The organism is Streptomyces sp. NPDC058877 (assembly GCF_042742855.1).
In the GTDB taxonomy this organism is placed as follows: domain Bacteria; phylum Actinomycetota; class Actinomycetes; order Streptomycetales; family Streptomycetaceae; genus Streptomyces.
In genome coordinates this window covers 1-14,349 of record NZ_JBHYMF010000174.1, presented here as the reverse complement: position 1 = coordinate 14,349, position 14,349 = coordinate 1, and the positions used below count along the sequence as shown (strand labels likewise).

Genomic DNA, 14,349 nt, shown 5'->3' with positions numbered 1-14,349 from the left:
GAGTTCGCGGGCAAGGCCCGTTCGTCACACCGTCACACCACGCTCAGATCTCGCCCCGCAGCTTGGCGAGCGCCTCGGCGAGGATCGCCTCGCCGTCCGCATCGCTGCGCCGCTCACGCACATAGGCGAGGTGGGTCTTGTACGGCTCCGTGCGCGGCGGGTCCGGCGGGTTGTCCCGGTCCTGGCCCGCCGGGAAGCCGCAGCGCGGGCAGTCCCAGGTGTCCGGGACCGCTGCGTCGCTGGCGAAGCTCGGCTGTGTCTCGTGCCCGTTCGAGCACCAGAAGGAGATGCGGAGGCGCGGTGCCGACTCGCCCCGCTCGGCCTCCCCCATCGGCCCCGCTCCGACCCGGCTTCCCCGGATCGCGTTGCCACTTGCCACGGTCGTAACTCCCTGCGTGATGGTGCTCGAAGATGCCCCAGTCTACGTAAGGCCCAACGCGCGTCCAGTGATTGGAGTTACCCGTCCAACTTCATCAGCAGGCCGAGTACCACAATGCAGGCGAACCAGAGCAGACCAATCACGATCGTGATCCGGTCAAGGTTTCGCTCGGCGACCGAGGAGCCACCGACGGAGGACTGCATGCCGCCACCGAACATGTCGGAGAGGCCGCCGCCCTTCCCCTTGTGCATGAGCACAAGCAGCATCAGCAGTGCGCTGAAGACGATCAGGGCGATCGAGAACCCCATAACCACGGCTGGACCAACTTCCTCGGACTGATACGGACGGGGGCCGGGCACCTGCCCGACCCCCGCAAGGGTACGACGGAACTCCGCTACCGCATACTCACTGGTCGCGGAAGCGCACGATCTTGACGAACTCGTCGGCGTCGAGCGCCGCGCCGCCCACCAGGGCGCCGTCGACGTCGGGCTGCGCCATGATCGCGGCGACGTTGCCGGACTTGACTGAGCCGCCGTACTGGATGCGGACCTTGTCGGCCAGCTCCTGCGAGTACAGCTCCGCGAGGCGCCCGCGGATCGCCCCGCAGACCTCCTGGGCGTCCTCGGGGGTGGCGACCTCGCCGGTGCCGATGGCCCACACCGGCTCGTACGCGATCACGATCGACTCGGCCTGCTCGGCCGGGACGTCCTTCAGCCCGCCGTCGATCTGGGCGAGGGTGTGCTCGACCTGGTTGCCCGCCTTGCGGACGTCCAGTCCTTCGCCGACGCAGAGGATCGGGGTGATGCCGTGCTTGAAGGCGGCCTTCACCTTGGCGTTGCAGACCTCGTCGGTCTCGGCGTGGTACTGGCGGCGCTCGGAGTGGCCGACGGCGACGTAGGCGCACTTCAGCTTGGAGAGCATCGGGCCCGAGACCTCACCGGTGTAGGCACCGGAGTCGTGCGCCGAGACGTCCTGGGCGCCGTACTTGATCTTGAGCTTGTCACCGTCGACCAGGGTCTGGACCGACCTCAGGTCGGTGAAGGGGACCAGGACCGCGACCTCACAGGCGTCGTGGTCCTTGTCCGTCAGGGCGAAGGCGAGCTTCTGGACGTGGGCGATGGCCTCGAGGTGGTTGAGGTTCATCTTCCAGTTGCCCGCCATCAGCGGGGTGCGGGTGCTCATCAGGGGGTCAGTCCTCCAGTGCGACGAGGCCGGGGAGCTGCTTGCCCTCAAGGTATTCGAGGGAGGCGCCGCCGCCGGTCGAGATGTGGCCGAATGCCTTTTCGTCGAAGCCCAGGATGCGGACGGCCGCGGCGGAGTCGCCGCCGCCCACCACCGTGAAGGCCGGGGAATCGACGAGCGCCTGGGCAACGGCCTTGGTGCCCTCGGCGTAGTCGGGGTGCTCGAAGACGCCCATCGGACCGTTCCAGAAGACGGTGCCGGCGTCGGCGAGCTTCGAGGCGTAGAGCTTACGGGTCTCCGGACCGATGTCCAGGCCCTCCTCGTCGGAGGGGATGGCGTCCGCGGCGACCGTGGTCGGGTTCGCCGGAGCCTTGGTCTTCAGGTCGGGGAACTCGGGCGCGACCAGGACGTCGACGGGGAGCACGAACTCCACGCCGAGCTGCTCGGCCCGCTCCAGGTACTCCAGGACCGCTGGAACCTGGTCCTCCTGGAGCAGCGAGATGCCGACCTCGTGGCCCTGGGCCTTGAGGAAGGTGTACGCCATGCCGCCGCCGATGAGGATGCGGTCGGCCTTCTCCAGCAGGTGGTCGATCACGCCGAGCTTGTCGGAGACCTTGGCGCCGCCGAGCACGACCGCGTACGGCCGCTGGACGTCCTCGGTGAGCTTCTTCAGGACGCCGACCTCGGTGGCGATGAGGTAGCCGGCGGCGTGCGGAAGGCGCTTCGGGAGGTCGAAGACCGAGGCGTGCTTGCGGTGCACGGCACCGAAGCCGTCGCCGACGTACAGGTCGGCGAGGGCCGCCAGCCGGTCCGCGAAGGCGGCGCGCTCGGCGTCGTCCTTGGAGGTCTCGCCGGCATTGAAGCGGAGGTTCTCGACCACGGCCACCTGACCGTCGGCGAGGCCTGCGACGGTGGCCTTGGCCGAGTCGCCGACCGTGTCGGCCGCGAAGGCCACCCCGGTGCCGAGCAGTTCACCGAGGCGCACTGCCGCCGGGGCGAGCGAGAACGCCGGGTCCGGAGCACCCTTGGGGCGGCCCAGGTGCGAGGCGACCACCACGCGTGCGCCGGCGTCGGCGAGCGCCTTGACGGTGGGGACGACGGCACGGATGCGGCCGTCATCGGTGATGGTGGTGCCGTCGAGCGGCACGTTGAGGTCGGCGCGAACGAACACGCGCTTGCCTTCGACGCCCTCGTGGAGGAGCTCGTCGATCGTCTTCATCTGTTAACAGACTCCTTGGTACGCGGTGGAGCACACAAACAGGGCTCGCACAGCGCGACGTTGCGCTGCCCGAGCCCTGCTCACATCGAAAGCCTGCCCTGAAGCTTAGAGCTGGCCGCCGACGAAGACGGTGAGGTCGACGAGACGGTTGGAGTAGCCCCATTCGTTGTCGTACCAGCCGAGGATCTTGACCGTGTTGCCTTCCTGGACCATCGTCAGGGAGGCGTCGAAGGTGCAGGACGCCGGGTCGCTGACGATGTCCGAGGAGACGATCGGGTCCTCGGTGTAGAACAGGACGCCCTTGAGGTCGCCGTCCTCGGCGGCCTTCTTGAACGCGGCGTTGACCTCGTCCTTGGTGACCTCGCGGTCGAGGGTGACGACCAGGTCGGTGGCGGAGCCGGTCGGGACCGGGACGCGCATGGCGATGCCGTCCAGCTTGCCCTTGAGCTGCGGGAGGACCAGGGCGGTGGCCTTGGCGGCGCCCGTCGTGGTCGGGATGATGTTCTCCGCGGCGGCGCGGGCGCGGCGCAGGTCCTTGTGCGGGAAGTCCAGGATGCGCTGGTCGTTGGTGTACGCGTGGACCGTGGTCATCAGGCCCTTGACGATGCCGAAGTTCTCGTCGAGGACCTTGGCCATCGGTGCGACGCAGTTGGTGGTGCAGGACGCGTTCGAGATGACGTGGTGCTGCGCCGCGTCGTACTTGTCCTGGTTGACGCCCATGACGATGGTGATGTCCTCGTCGCTGGCCGGAGCCGAGATGAGGACCTTCTTGGCACCACCGGCGATGTGCTTCTCGGCGTCGGCCTTCTTGGTGAAGATGCCGGTCGACTCGATGACGATGTCGACGCCCAGCTCGCCCCAGGGGATGTCGGCCGGGTTGCGCTCGGAGAGCACCTTGATGGTGTGGCCGTCCACGGTGATGGTGTCGGCGGTGTGGGTCACCTCGGCCTTGAGGCGGCCCAGGATGGTGTCGTACTTCAACAGGTGTGCCGTGGTCGCGGTGTCACCCAGGTCGTTGACAGCCACGATCTCGATGTCAGCACCCTGCTCAAGGAGCGCGCGGAAGTAGTTTCGACCGATGCGGCCAAAGCCGTTGATGCCTACGCGGATCGTCACGAACCGATCTCCTCGTTAGGAACGCCGGAGTATCGACGCCGGCGAGATTTTTGTTTTTTGGGATGTCCCCGACCGCTTACGACCCTACCTCCCCCGACGTCCCGGAGTGACATCGAGCTCATCCGCACGAGCCCGGAAAGTGAGGAAAAACGGCCGACGGCCCGTACCTACCAACGGGTACGGGCCGTCGTGGGACCTTTGTCCCGACTACTCTCCGTCAGCGCCGGAGCACCCCGAGGGCGCGGCCGAGGAGCCGTGCCCGCTCCCTCGCACCGGGCACGTGCTCCAGGCCGTAGCCGAGGAGGACGGTGTCACGGGTGGTGACCGCGGCCCCGGAGTGGAAGAGCGCCGCGGAGCGCGTCCAGTCGGAGCCGTTGCCGGGGCTGCCGGCCGGTGCACCCGGTACGGACCAGACGCCGAGGGAGGTCTCGAAGCCCTCCGTCTCGACGGCGGTGCCGGTGACGAGCCGGATGTCGTCGACGAAGGCCCCCATCCCTCCGGTACCGGGGTCGGAGACGTAGGAGAGCGCCAGCTCGACCTTCTTGCCGGCCCAGGCGCTCAGGTCGACGGAGGCCTGCTGCCAGCCGTTGGAGGAGCCGGTGAAGGCGTTCCAAGAACCGGTGGTTCCGGTGGTGGTGCAGTCTTCCTTTCCGACGGTGAGGTAGTGGGCGAGGAAGGGATGGCCGCGGACGTAGTAGCCCTCGCCGCAGTCGGCCGGCGGCGCGGCGGAGGTACCGCCGTTGGCGTCGGGCAGGGTCGTCCAGTCGTCCTGGCCGACGGTGTGGGCCTCGACGACGAGGTTGTCGTAGCCTGGCTCGGTGTCATGGCTGACCTGGAAGTCCAGCCGCGGCTTCGAAGCGGCGGCGACCCCGGTGAGGTCCACGGTCCTGACGAGCCGGGCCCAGGTGTCGTCGCTGTGCTCGACGGCCGCGAAGGTCGAGCCCTCGGCGGGCTCGAAGGGGGTGCGGACGCCCGGGTAGTCCCCCGCGGAGGCACTGCTCGCGAACTGGGGGAACTCCTTCGGCCCCAGCGTGTCCGAGGTGACGGTGTACGCCCCCGCGTTGTCCAGCGGGTTGTCGGGAGCGGCGGCGAGGGTCGCGCCGATGCCCGCGAAGGCGCCCGCACCGGCGAACGAGGAAGGACCCTTGAGGCCCGCGCGGTGGTAGGCGCCCAGGTAGTACTGGGCGAAGTCGTTGGACTCCGCCCGCCCGATGCGGGTGGACCCACCGGCCTCCTCGCCGGCGTTGATCAGCTTGCCGCCCTCGTTGAGGTAGGCGCGCACGGCGAGCTGGGTGGCACCGGAGGGGCGCTCGGCGCCGTTGTACCAGACCACGGTGCGGAAGTGGGACAGCACCCCGAGGGCGTCCGGGGCTCCCTGGGTGGCGACGTCCCAGACGGCGGACCGGCGGCCGTTGTCGGCGAGCGCCTTCACGTAGGCGGCGCTGTGCCGGGCGGCGGCGGTGCCGCCCTCGTCGGCGAGGACGAGCACGTCCCCGCGGGGGCGCTCCGCCACCGTGTAGCTGAAGGGGGCGGAGGCGGTGGCGCGCCCTTCGCGGGTGCGGGCGGTGAACCAGACCTCGACCGAGTCTCCGGGCCGGGCCCCCTCGACCGCCGCGCGGTACTCGTCGAAGTAGAGGTTGTCCTCGCCGCCGAAGGTCTCGCCCCCCTTCCACGCCTCCAGCCGCTCGCTGTGGGTGCGTCCGCCGTTGATCCGGTACTTCAGGGTCTTGGCGCGCAGCGAGGCGCGGGCGGTGACGGCGACCTCCTGCTCCTCGCCGCGGGCGTAGGAGGTGGTGAAGGTCTTCGGGGTGAAGTCGGGGGCTTCGGTGCCGACCGGGGAGACCGGCCGGTCCGGGTGGGCTGCGGACTCGGCGACCGCGAGTGCGAACGGGACGTTCTTGGCGAACTCGGCCTGGATCAGCTTCTCGTCATCCGGGAAGGTGAAGACGGAGGCGCAGTCGGCCGGGTCCCAGGCGTCGTTCGGGTCGACCCGGGAAGCGGTGGCGCAGGTGGACATCTCCGGGGTGAACATCTGCATGCCGTTGACGTTGGCGGCGTGTCCGTCCGCTTCGCCGTTGGTGATGTAGAGCTCGGAGGAGACCTGCGGACGGTAGCCGGGCACGGCGGAGTTCTGCGGGGTACCGGCGAGGGCCCTGAGGGCCACGTCGTCGGGGGTGTCGGTGGCGACCTGCCAGCCGACGCCGTACAGCAGGAGCTGTGCGGCCGAGTGGTAGTTGATGCCGTACGAGAAGCCGATGCGCTTCTGGAAGGCGTCGAGGGCCCGGGTCTCGGGCTCCGACATGGGGCCCTTGCCGCGGAAGGTCTCGTCGGCCGGGTCCGGGGAGGAACCCTCGTTGTCGTAACCCCACTTGTAGGCGAAGTTGCGGTTCAGGTCGACGCCGTCGCCCGTTCCGATCCGTCCGTCGCCGTTGTTGTCGCGAAGGTTCTTGCGCCACTGCCGGTTGGCGGGATCGGCATGGGTGAAGTCGTAGCCGTCCGGATTGGCTGAGAGCACGAACCACAGCTCGGTGGAGTCGACGATCCGGGTGATCCGTTCGTCCTTGCCGTAGCCGTCGAGGTAGTGGTGCATCAGCCGCCGGGTCATCTCGGGGGTGATCCACTCACGGGCGTGCTGGTTGGACACGTACAGCGTGGCGGGTTTCGAGCCATCCTTGACGCGTCGGGCGTTTTTGGTCAGTTTGAGCGCCAGGATGTCCTGTCCCCGGACGGTCTTGCCGATCGATACGACCTTGGTGAGCCCCGGATTGGCCCGGGCCGTGTCCAGGATCTCCTGCTTGAGCCCGTTGGGGCCGCCGTAGGGACGGAAGACGCCGTCCCCGGCCGCGGCGAGCCGCTGCTCGGCACGGGCGTCGATCCGGTGCTCGGTGACGTCGACGCCCCGGCCCCGCAACTGCCCGGCCTGCTGGTCGGTGAGGAAGAGCTCGACCGTTGCGGAGCCCTTCGCGGGGACCTGTTCGGTCAGCTCGTGGGCATCCGCGCCGGCCTCGAGGAGCAGCGGGACCTGCGCCGCGGTGACCTCGGCGTGCCACACGGAGAGGACGTCGCCACCGTTCCGGTCGTTCGGCTGCGCGCCGGCGGCGGGTGTTGCCACCGCTCCGGCGATCAGCAGTGAAGCCGCTGCGAGGATCGATCTCGCTCTGCGTCTCATGAGCCCCCCTTGCTGTTGTCTGTCACGAAGGCGAACAGACGCCAGGCTCTTGGGCGCCCATGGGCCTGTCAAGGGTGCCTCGCAGGGAGCACGAAAGAAGCTGTCGGTGCCTCAGGAAGGCACCGACAGCACGGAGTTATCAGTTCCGCAGGGCGGGGGAAGGATCAGCCGACAAGGCTGTCGTCGAGCTCCTCCGTCAGGTTGGACTCGGTCCCGGGGATGCCCAGGTCCTGTGCCCGCTTGTCGGCCATGGCCAGGAGGCGACGGATCCGGCCGGCCACCGCGTCCTTGGTGAGCGGCGGGTCGGCGAGCGCGCCCAGCTCCTCCAAGGAGGCCTGCTTGTGCTCCATGCGCAGCCGTCCGGCGGCGGCGAGGTGCTCGGGCACCTCCTCGCCGAGGATCTCCAGGGCACGCTGCACGCGGGCACCGGCGGCGACCGCGGCGCGCGCCGAGCGGCGCAGGTTGGCGTCGTCGAAGTTGGCCAGGCGGTTGGCGGTGGCACGGACCTCGCGCCGCATCCTCCGCTCTTCCCAGGCGAGCACCGACTCGTGCGCGCCGAGCCGGGTGAGCAGGGCGCCGATCGCATCGCCGTCGCGGACGACGACCCGGTCCACGCCCCGCACCTCACGGGCCTTCGCTGCGATGGAGAGCCGGCGGGCGGCTCCGACCAGGGCGAGGGCGGCTTCCGGTCCCGGGCAGGTGACCTCCAGGGAAGAGGAACGACCGGGCTCGGTCAACGAGCCGTGCGCGAGGAAGGCGCCCCGCCAGGCGGCCTCGGCGTCGCAAGTGGCCCCGGAGACCACCTGCGGGGGCAGCCCGCGGATGGGGCGCCCCCGGCCGTCCACGAGACCCGTCTGGCGGGCCAGCTGGTCGCCTCCGGCCACCACCCGCACCACGAAGCGCGAGCCGCGCCGCAGCCCACCGGGAGCCATCACGATCAGTTCGGAGCTGTGGCCGAAGATCTCCAGGATGTCCCGCTTGAGCCGGCGGGCCGCCATCGCCGTGTCGAGCTCCGCCTCGATCACGATGCGGCCGCTCACCAAGTGCAGCCCGCCCGCGAACCGCAGGATCGACGAGACCTCTGCCTTCCTGCAGCAGGTCCGGGTGACGGGGAGCCGGGAGATCTCGTCCTTCACCGCTGCCGTCATCGCCATGGGCCGATCCTTCCATGCATCCGAAAAATACGGTCGTACGCGGCGGCCAACAGCTCCGGGTCGTGCTTCGCGGAGCCGTCGGGCCTGGCCACCGGCGCCAGCTCGACCGCGGCGCCGAGCCGCTTGGCGGCATCGGCGAGTGACTCGCGATCGGGCACGGCGGCGGCGTCGGCCAGCACCACGTCCAGGGCGAGTTTAGGGGCGTGTCGTCCCAAAACCTCCAAATGACGCTGCGGGGAGAAGCCCTCGGTTTCTCCGGGCTGCGGCGCGAGGTTCAGGGAGAGCACCTTCCGGGCCTTGGTCTCGATCAGGGCGTCGAGGAGCTCGGGGACCAAGAGGTGCGGGATCACGGAGGAGAACCAGGAACCGGGGCCGAGCACCACCCAGTCCGCGTCGAGGACGGCCGCGACCGCCTCGGGCACGGCAGGCGGGTCGTGCGGCACGAGGTGCACGGACTGCACTTCGCCGGGGGTGAGGGCCACGGTCGCCTGACCCCGGACGGTGTCCACGTCGTCCGGGCGCTCCGGGTCGTGGCCCTTGACCAGGGCCTGGAGCTCCAGCGGCACGGCGGACATGGGGAGCACCCGGCCGTGGGCGCCGAGCAGCCGGCCCACCAGGTCGAGGGCCTGGACGGGATCACCGAGCTGCTCCCAGAGGGCGACGATCAGCAGGTTGCCGACCGCGTGACCGCCCATGTCGCCCTTGGACTGGAAGCGGTGCTGGATCACCCGGGCCCAGGTCTGTCCCCAGTCGTCGTCGCCGCAGAGCGCGGCGAGCGCCTTCCGCAGGTCGCCCGGGGGCAGCACGCCCAGCTCCTCCCGGAGCCGGCCGCTGGAGCCCCCGTCGTCCGCGACGGTGACGACGGCCGTGAGGTCGCCGGTGATGCGACGGAGCGCGGCGAGGGAGGCCGACAGGCCCATGCCGCCACCGAGCGCGACCACCTTGGGCTGGGCGCCGCGCCTGCGGAGCGTACGCCGCACCGAGAGGGTGGACGTACGCCGACGGTACGGTTTCACTCGCGCCCCATGTCCCGGTGCACGACGACGGTCTCGACCCCTTCGGCGGCGAGGCGGGCGGCGAGGCGCTCGGCCGTGGCCACGGAGCGGTGCTTGCCGCCGGTGCATCCCACGGCGATGGTCACGTAACGCTTGCCCTCGCGGCGGTACCCCGCGGCGATCAGCTGGAGCAGCTCGGTGTAGCGGTCCAGGAACTCCTTGGCGCCGGGCTGGTTGTAGACGTAGTTCGAGACCTCTTCGTTGAGCCCGGTGAAGGGCCGCAGCTCGGGGACCCAGTGCGGGTTCGGCAGGAAGCGCATGTCGACGACGAGGTCGGCGTCGACCGGCAGGCCGTACTTGAAGCCGAAGGACATGACGGTGGCCCTGAGCTCCGGCTCCTCGTCACCGGCGAACTGGGCGTCCATCTTGGCGCGCAGTTCGTGGACGTTGAGGCTGGAGGTGTCGATCACCAGGTCGGCGTCGCCGCGCAGCTCGCGCAGCAGGTCGCGCTCGGCGGCGATGCCGTCGGTGATCCGGCCGTCGCCCTGGAGCGGGTGCGGCCGGCGGACCGACTCGAAGCGTCGGACGAGGGCCTCGTCGGACGACTCCAGGAAAACGATCCGGCGGGTGACCTGCTTGGCGTCCAGGTCGGCGAGGGACTCCCGGAGGTTGTCGAAGAACTGCCGGCCGCGGACGTCCACGACGACGGCGATCCGGGCGACGTTGCCCTGGGAACGGGCGCCGAGCTCCACCATGGTGGGGATCAGCGCGGGCGGCAGGTTGTCCACGACGAACCAGCCGAGGTCCTCCAGGCACTTCGCCGCGGTGGACCGGCCCGCCCCGGACATGCCGGAGATGATCACCAGCTCGGGAATGGCCGCCTCGGCGCCGTTGTCGCCGGGGGTCTCCTTCGTGCCCGTACTCACGTGTCCTGCTCCGTCTTCTCGGTGGTGCTCGCGGTGCTCGTCATGCTGCTCGTGGGCGGTCATGCCGTACCGCCCCCGTCGTCTTCCATGATCTCTCCTGTCGCCGTGTTCACGGCGGGAGCGGTCGGGGACGCCTCGGCGAGGGCCGTGACGACCGCCTCCGCAGTCTTCCGGCCCATGCCGGGGACCTCGCAGATCTGCTCGATTGTCGCCTGTCGGAGCCGCTTCACCGAGCCGAAATGCTTGATCAAGGTCTGCTTCCGCGTCTCACCGAGGCCGGGGACGGCGTCCAGGGGGCTGGTACGGATGCGTTTCGTCCGCTTGGACCGCTGATAGCGGATGGCGAAGTCGTGAGCCGTGTCACGCACCCGCTGCAGGAGGTAGAGCCCCTCACTGGAACGGGGCAGCACCACCGGATCGTCCTCACCGGGCAGCCAGACCTCCTCCAGGCGCTTGGCGAGACCACAGACCGCGACGTCGTCGATGCCGAGCTCGTCGAGGGCGCGGCGGGCCGCGGCCACCTGCGGCTGTCCGCCGTCGACGACGACGAGCTGCGGGGGGTACGCGAAGCGCTTGGGCCGCCCGTCGTCCCCGGAGCCCTCCGCGGGGACCTCGCCGCCGGACGGCGCCTCCCCGTCGGCCGGGCCACCCCACTCCCCCGTCCGGTCCTTCTCGGCGAGGTAGCGCCTGAAGCGGCGGCTGACGACCTCGTGCATGGACCGGACGTCGTCCTGGCCCTCGCCGTGCCAGAGCTGGGTGTCTCCGGCGCGCCCCTTGATCTGGAAGCGGCGGTACTCGCTCTTGCGGGGCAGCCCGTCCTCGAAGACCACCATCGAGGCGACGACGTCATCGCCCTGGAGGTGCGAGATGTCGAAGCACTCGATCCGCAGGGGCGCGGAGTCCAGGTCCAGCGCCTCGGCGATCTCCTCCAGGGCCCGGGAGCGGGTGGTGAGGTCGCTGGCCCGCTTGGTCTTGTGCAGCACCAGCGCCTGCTGGGCATTGCGCGCGACGGTCTCCATCAGGTCCTTCTTGTCGCCGCGCTGCGGGACGCGCAGGGAGACCAGGGACCCGCGGCGCTCGGAGAGCCAGGCGGAGACGGCACCGGCGTCCTCGGGGAGCGCCGGGACCAGCACCTCCTTGGGGACCGCGTCGCCGTCCTCCTCGCCGTACAGCTGCTGGAGCGCGTGCTCGACGAGCCCCGCCGTGCTCACCGCCTCGACCTTGTCGGTGACCCAGCCGCGCTGGCCCCGGACGCGTCCGCCGCGCACGTGGAAGATCTGCACGGCCGCTTCCAGCTCGTCCTCGGCGAGGGCGATCAGGTCGGCGTCGGTGGCGTCGCCGAGGACCACCGCGCTCTTCTCCATGGCGCGCCGCAGGGCGTCCATGTCGTCGCGGAGCCGGGCGGCCTTCTCGTACTCCATGTCCTCGGCCGCGATCATCATCTGCTTCTCCAGCCTGCGGAGGTGCGTGCCGGTGCGACCGGCCATGAAGTCGCAGAACTCCTCGGCCAGTTCGCGGTGCTCCTCGGGGGCGATCCGGCCGACGCAGGGCGCCGAGCACTTGCCGATGTAGCCGAGGAGGCAGGGCCGGCCGGCCGCCGCCGCGTTCCGGAACACGCCCGCGGAACAGGTCCGCACCGGGAAGACCCGAAGCATCAGGTCGACGGTCTCGCGGATCGCCCACGCGTGCGCGTACGGCCCGAAGTAGCGCACGCCCTTCTTCTTGTGTCCGCGGAGGACCTGGACGCGCGGGAACTCCTCGTTCATGGTGACCGCGAGGTACGGATAACTCTTGTCGTCCCGGTACTTGACGTTGAAGCGGGGGTCGTACTCCTTGATCCAGGAGTACTCCAGCTGGAGCGCCTCGACCTCGGTGGACACCACGGTCCATTCCACGGAGGCGGCGGTCGTCACCATGGTGGCGGTGCGCGGGTGCAGGTTCACGAGCGGCTGGAAGTAGTTGGCCAGCCGCTGGCGCAACGACTTCGCCTTCCCCACGTAGATCACCCGGCGGTGCTCGTCGCGGAACTTGTAGACCCCCGGAGAGTCGGGGATCTGACCCGGCTTGGGGCGATAGCTGGAGGGGTCTGCCATGCTCACCACCCTACTGGCGGTGACCGACACCCCGGGCGGGCGCGCACCGGCGCGACGGCCCCGGCCCACGGCGCCGTCCGGGCCGCTGGCCGCGCCTGCCGGCCGCCGTCCCACCGGGGACGGGTCGGGCCTCCACACGGCGGGGCCCGACCTCCGACGGGCCGCCCACGGGGGAGCGGGGGCGACCCGTCGGTGTCGTCGGGCGCCCGCTCAGGCCTCCCGGGCCCTACGGCGACGCATCGCGGCCGTCACCGTCAGGGCGAGGAGCAGGCCCGCACCCGCGCCGGTCGCCGCAACGGTGACCCCGCCATCGGACGTGTTCGGCGGCGCGGCGTCGTAACCGCCGGCCGCACCCTTCCGGGCGTACGCCGATCCCGGTAGCTTGTCGCCGTACGCCCGGGCCACTCGTTCCCGGTACGCGGCGAGGCTGGCGCCCTCGCGCCCCACAACCCGCACCGCATCCTCGTCGAGGGGCAGCACCTTCCCGCCCTTCTGGACGTACCACGCGTCGATCTGCGGCTCGCGGAAGACGAGTCCGCCGCCCAGCTCCGCGTAGCGGATCTCGTCGTCACCGGTGGCGATGTTCACCACGTGCCAGCCCTCCGGCCGCTTCACCGTCCACACCGAGGCCTTCTGTCCGTCCGAGGCCACGGCCCGGCTGGCACGGAACTCGACGCGGGCGACGGGCGCTCCGGGCTTTCCGGCGACGAAGTCCGGAGAGAGGATGCGCACCGGCACGGACGCGCCCTCGACGCGGGGCGCGACCGCCGTCCGGGCGAGGGCTCCGTCCCGGGCGAAGAAGCGGGACAGGGTGTCCAGGGTCTGCGGTGCGGAGGCGGCCTGTTCGGGGGTGGCCGCGGGCGGCAGCCCTTCGGCGGCGGCCGGGAACGCCCCGAGGACGACGAGGGCTGCGGTGGCCAGGAAACCGGCCGTCACGGCTCGTGCGTTCATGGTCGTCACGCCCCGATCCGGTAGAGCGAGTGGGTCCAGGAGAACGAGCCGTTGTTGACGTACCAGGCGTGCGAGGCCCAGTTGTACCTGTTGCTGGAGGGCCAGGGATCTCCCCAGTACACCCAGCCGTCCGCGTCGTCGTAGCCGTAGATGACGTGCATGTGGCCACCGCCGCTCGACCACTGGATCCGGGTCTCGACGGGCCGGTTGGCGTTGATCTCGGTCTGGACGGTCGAGTAGCGCAGCCAACCGTTGACGTACGAGCCGGGGTAGATCCCCGCCCAGCTCAGTCCGGTCTGGACGTTGCCGAGGGTGGCTTGCCAGTTGGGGCAGTCGTAGCCCTGCTGGCGGTTGAAGGCTGCGTTGCAGAACTGGTTCTGGCTGTAGCCGCGACCGAACCAGGTGGCGATGGTGTTGCCGCTCGCCGCCCAGCACCAGTTGCTCTTCTGTTGGGCCTGCATGGTGATGTTCAGCCGCTTGTAAGCGAGGGCGGAGACCTGCTCACCGACGGCGGACGCCGAGGTGGCGGCGGGTGCGGCGGACGCCGAGGTGGCGGGGACGAGGAAGAGGGCGGCTGCGGCCAGTGCCGCGAGGTTCGACTTTCTTCTGCGCATCGCGTTCCTCCCGGGGCGGGGGGTGTGGGGACGTGGGGGGGTGGAGGAGCGCGTCCGGACGCTGTTCAGGAGCATCTGCCGTTGTCCGGATCCGGTCAACACGCTTCAATGCGGAATGACATCGGACTGTGAACGGTGTGGCCCGGGTGTGAACGGACGCCCACGACCCACCTGCCCGCCCGTCCCGCACGGTGCGACGGTCCGTGCTCCCGCCGTGAACGTTCACCGAGGAGTCCTCTCGTGAGCCACACCGAGGCCGATCTGGTACAGCTGCTGCACACCGGCCCCTTCCACCTGGCTCTGCGCACCGCGCTGGCCGTGCGCGGGCTGCCGCTCCAGCGGGTCCAGCACCATCTGGCGCACCGGGGCGTCAAGGTCGGGGTGACGAGCCTGAGCTACTGGCAGCAGGGCGCCCGGCGACCACAGCGCCCCGAGTCGTTGAAAGCCGTCAGCGCCCTAGTAGTGCTTGGTCAGGTCGTGTTTGGTGGTGCGTGTCCTTCGGGTTGTGTGTCGCGTTGTGGGTGTGTGACTCCGGACGAAATGGCTGCGGT

General features: G+C 70.3%; 12 protein-coding genes and 1 pseudogene. 1 reads left to right on the top strand and 12 read right to left on the bottom strand.

Translation table 11 applies throughout. The features are described 5' to 3' along the window. Nucleotides 1-43: 43 nt before the first annotated feature. From ACFW2Y_RS28825 to ACFW2Y_RS28770, 12 genes are all read right to left on the bottom strand, one after another. A complete protein-coding gene (locus tag ACFW2Y_RS28825) occupies nucleotides 44-379 on the bottom strand; it encodes an RNA polymerase-binding protein RbpA (protein WP_078908267.1) in 336 nt (111 codons plus the stop codon). A gap of 77 nt (nucleotides 380-456) precedes the next feature. Beyond that, nucleotides 457-687 (bottom strand): preprotein translocase subunit SecG, encoded by a 231-nt coding sequence (gene secG, locus ACFW2Y_RS28820; RefSeq protein WP_384885048.1) that lies wholly within the window; start codon nucleotides 685-687, stop codon nucleotides 457-459. A gap of 97 nt (nucleotides 688-784) precedes the next feature. Next, the gene (gene tpiA / locus ACFW2Y_RS28815) at nucleotides 785-1,561 is read right to left on the bottom strand and encodes a triose-phosphate isomerase (protein ID WP_384885045.1); all 777 of its coding nucleotides are present in this window, start codon (nucleotides 1,559-1,561) and stop codon (nucleotides 785-787) included. Nucleotides 1,562-1,568: 7 nt separating this feature from the next. Beyond that, nucleotides 1,569-2,780 (bottom strand): phosphoglycerate kinase, encoded by a 1,212-nt coding sequence (locus tag ACFW2Y_RS28810; RefSeq protein WP_384885043.1) that lies wholly within the window; start codon nucleotides 2,778-2,780, stop codon nucleotides 1,569-1,571. A 105-nt stretch (nucleotides 2,781-2,885) separates the two neighbouring features. Then, on the bottom strand, nucleotides 2,886-3,896 hold the full coding sequence (gene gap, locus ACFW2Y_RS28805; RefSeq protein WP_384885041.1) for a type I glyceraldehyde-3-phosphate dehydrogenase: 1,011 nt from the start codon (nucleotides 3,894-3,896) through the stop codon (nucleotides 2,886-2,888). 217 nt (nucleotides 3,897-4,113) lie between these two features. Continuing rightward, nucleotides 4,114-7,065 (bottom strand): M14 family zinc carboxypeptidase, encoded by a 2,952-nt coding sequence (locus tag ACFW2Y_RS28800; protein ID WP_384885039.1) that lies wholly within the window; start codon nucleotides 7,063-7,065, stop codon nucleotides 4,114-4,116. Nucleotides 7,066-7,229: 164 nt separating this feature from the next. Beyond that, on the bottom strand, nucleotides 7,230-8,219 hold the full coding sequence (whiA, locus tag ACFW2Y_RS28795) for a DNA-binding protein WhiA (RefSeq protein ID WP_030205188.1): 990 nt from the start codon (nucleotides 8,217-8,219) through the stop codon (nucleotides 7,230-7,232). Continuing rightward, the gene (yvcK, locus tag ACFW2Y_RS28790; protein ID WP_384885037.1) at nucleotides 8,210-9,343 is read right to left on the bottom strand and encodes a uridine diphosphate-N-acetylglucosamine-binding protein YvcK; all 1,134 of its coding nucleotides are present in this window, start codon (nucleotides 9,341-9,343) and stop codon (nucleotides 8,210-8,212) included. The genes whiA and yvcK overlap by 10 nt, the downstream gene beginning before the upstream one ends. Continuing rightward, nucleotides 9,232-10,203 carry an RNase adapter RapZ gene (gene rapZ / locus ACFW2Y_RS28785; RefSeq protein ID WP_384885035.1) on the bottom strand — a complete coding sequence of 324 codons (972 nt, stop codon included), beginning with the start codon at nucleotides 10,201-10,203 and terminating at the stop codon, nucleotides 9,232-9,234. Before rapZ ends, yvcK begins: the two co-directional genes overlap by 112 nt. Then, nucleotides 10,200-12,233, bottom strand: coding sequence for an excinuclease ABC subunit UvrC (uvrC, locus tag ACFW2Y_RS28780; RefSeq protein WP_384885034.1), 2,034 nt, complete (start codon nucleotides 12,231-12,233; stop codon nucleotides 10,200-10,202). Before uvrC ends, rapZ begins: the two co-directional genes overlap by 4 nt. 210 nt (nucleotides 12,234-12,443) lie before the next feature. Then, nucleotides 12,444-13,184 carry a hypothetical protein gene (locus ACFW2Y_RS28775; protein WP_384885046.1) on the bottom strand — a complete coding sequence of 247 codons (741 nt, stop codon included), beginning with the start codon at nucleotides 13,182-13,184 and terminating at the stop codon, nucleotides 12,444-12,446. 5 nt (nucleotides 13,185-13,189) lie between these two features. Beyond that, complete coding sequence (locus ACFW2Y_RS28770) at nucleotides 13,190-13,798, bottom strand: papain-like cysteine protease family protein (RefSeq protein ID WP_384885032.1); 609 nt, start codon at nucleotides 13,796-13,798, stop codon at nucleotides 13,190-13,192. 240 nt (nucleotides 13,799-14,038) lie between these two features. Between ACFW2Y_RS28770 and ACFW2Y_RS28765 the strand changes: the two are divergent. Further along, nucleotides 14,039-14,349, top strand: a pseudogene (locus ACFW2Y_RS28765) (hypothetical protein); the annotation flags it as partial.

What these genes read in the sequence shown, in the direction of transcription:
- ACFW2Y_RS28810 (WP_384885043.1), bottom strand. Translation starts at nt 2,780, where the DNA reads ATGAAGACGATCGACGAGCTCCTCCACGAGGGCGTCGAAGGCAAGCGC.
- tpiA (WP_384885045.1), bottom strand. Translation starts at nt 1,561, where the DNA reads ATGAGCACCCGCACCCCGCTGATGGCGGGCAACTGGAAGATGAACCTC.
- ACFW2Y_RS28800 (WP_384885039.1), bottom strand. Translation starts at nt 7,065, where the DNA reads ATGAGACGCAGAGCGAGATCGATCCTCGCAGCGGCTTCACTGCTGATC.
- ACFW2Y_RS28775 (WP_384885046.1), bottom strand. Translation starts at nt 13,184, where the DNA reads ATGAACGCACGAGCCGTGACGGCCGGTTTCCTGGCCACCGCAGCCCTC.
- rapZ (WP_384885035.1), bottom strand. Translation starts at nt 10,203, where the DNA reads ATGACCGCCCACGAGCAGCATGACGAGCACCGCGAGCACCACCGAGAA.
- uvrC (WP_384885034.1), bottom strand. Translation starts at nt 12,233, where the DNA reads ATGGCAGACCCCTCCAGCTATCGCCCCAAGCCGGGTCAGATCCCCGAC.
- ACFW2Y_RS28770 (WP_384885032.1), bottom strand. Translation starts at nt 13,798, where the DNA reads ATGCGCAGAAGAAAGTCGAACCTCGCGGCACTGGCCGCAGCCGCCCTC.
- whiA (WP_030205188.1), bottom strand. Translation starts at nt 8,219, where the DNA reads ATGGCGATGACGGCAGCGGTGAAGGACGAGATCTCCCGGCTCCCCGTC.
- yvcK (WP_384885037.1), bottom strand. Translation starts at nt 9,343, where the DNA reads ATGCACCGGCGGCAAGCACCGCTCCGTGGCCACGGCCGAGCGCCTCGC.
- secG (WP_384885048.1), bottom strand. Translation starts at nt 687, where the DNA reads ATGGGGTTCTCGATCGCCCTGATCGTCTTCAGCGCACTGCTGATGCTG.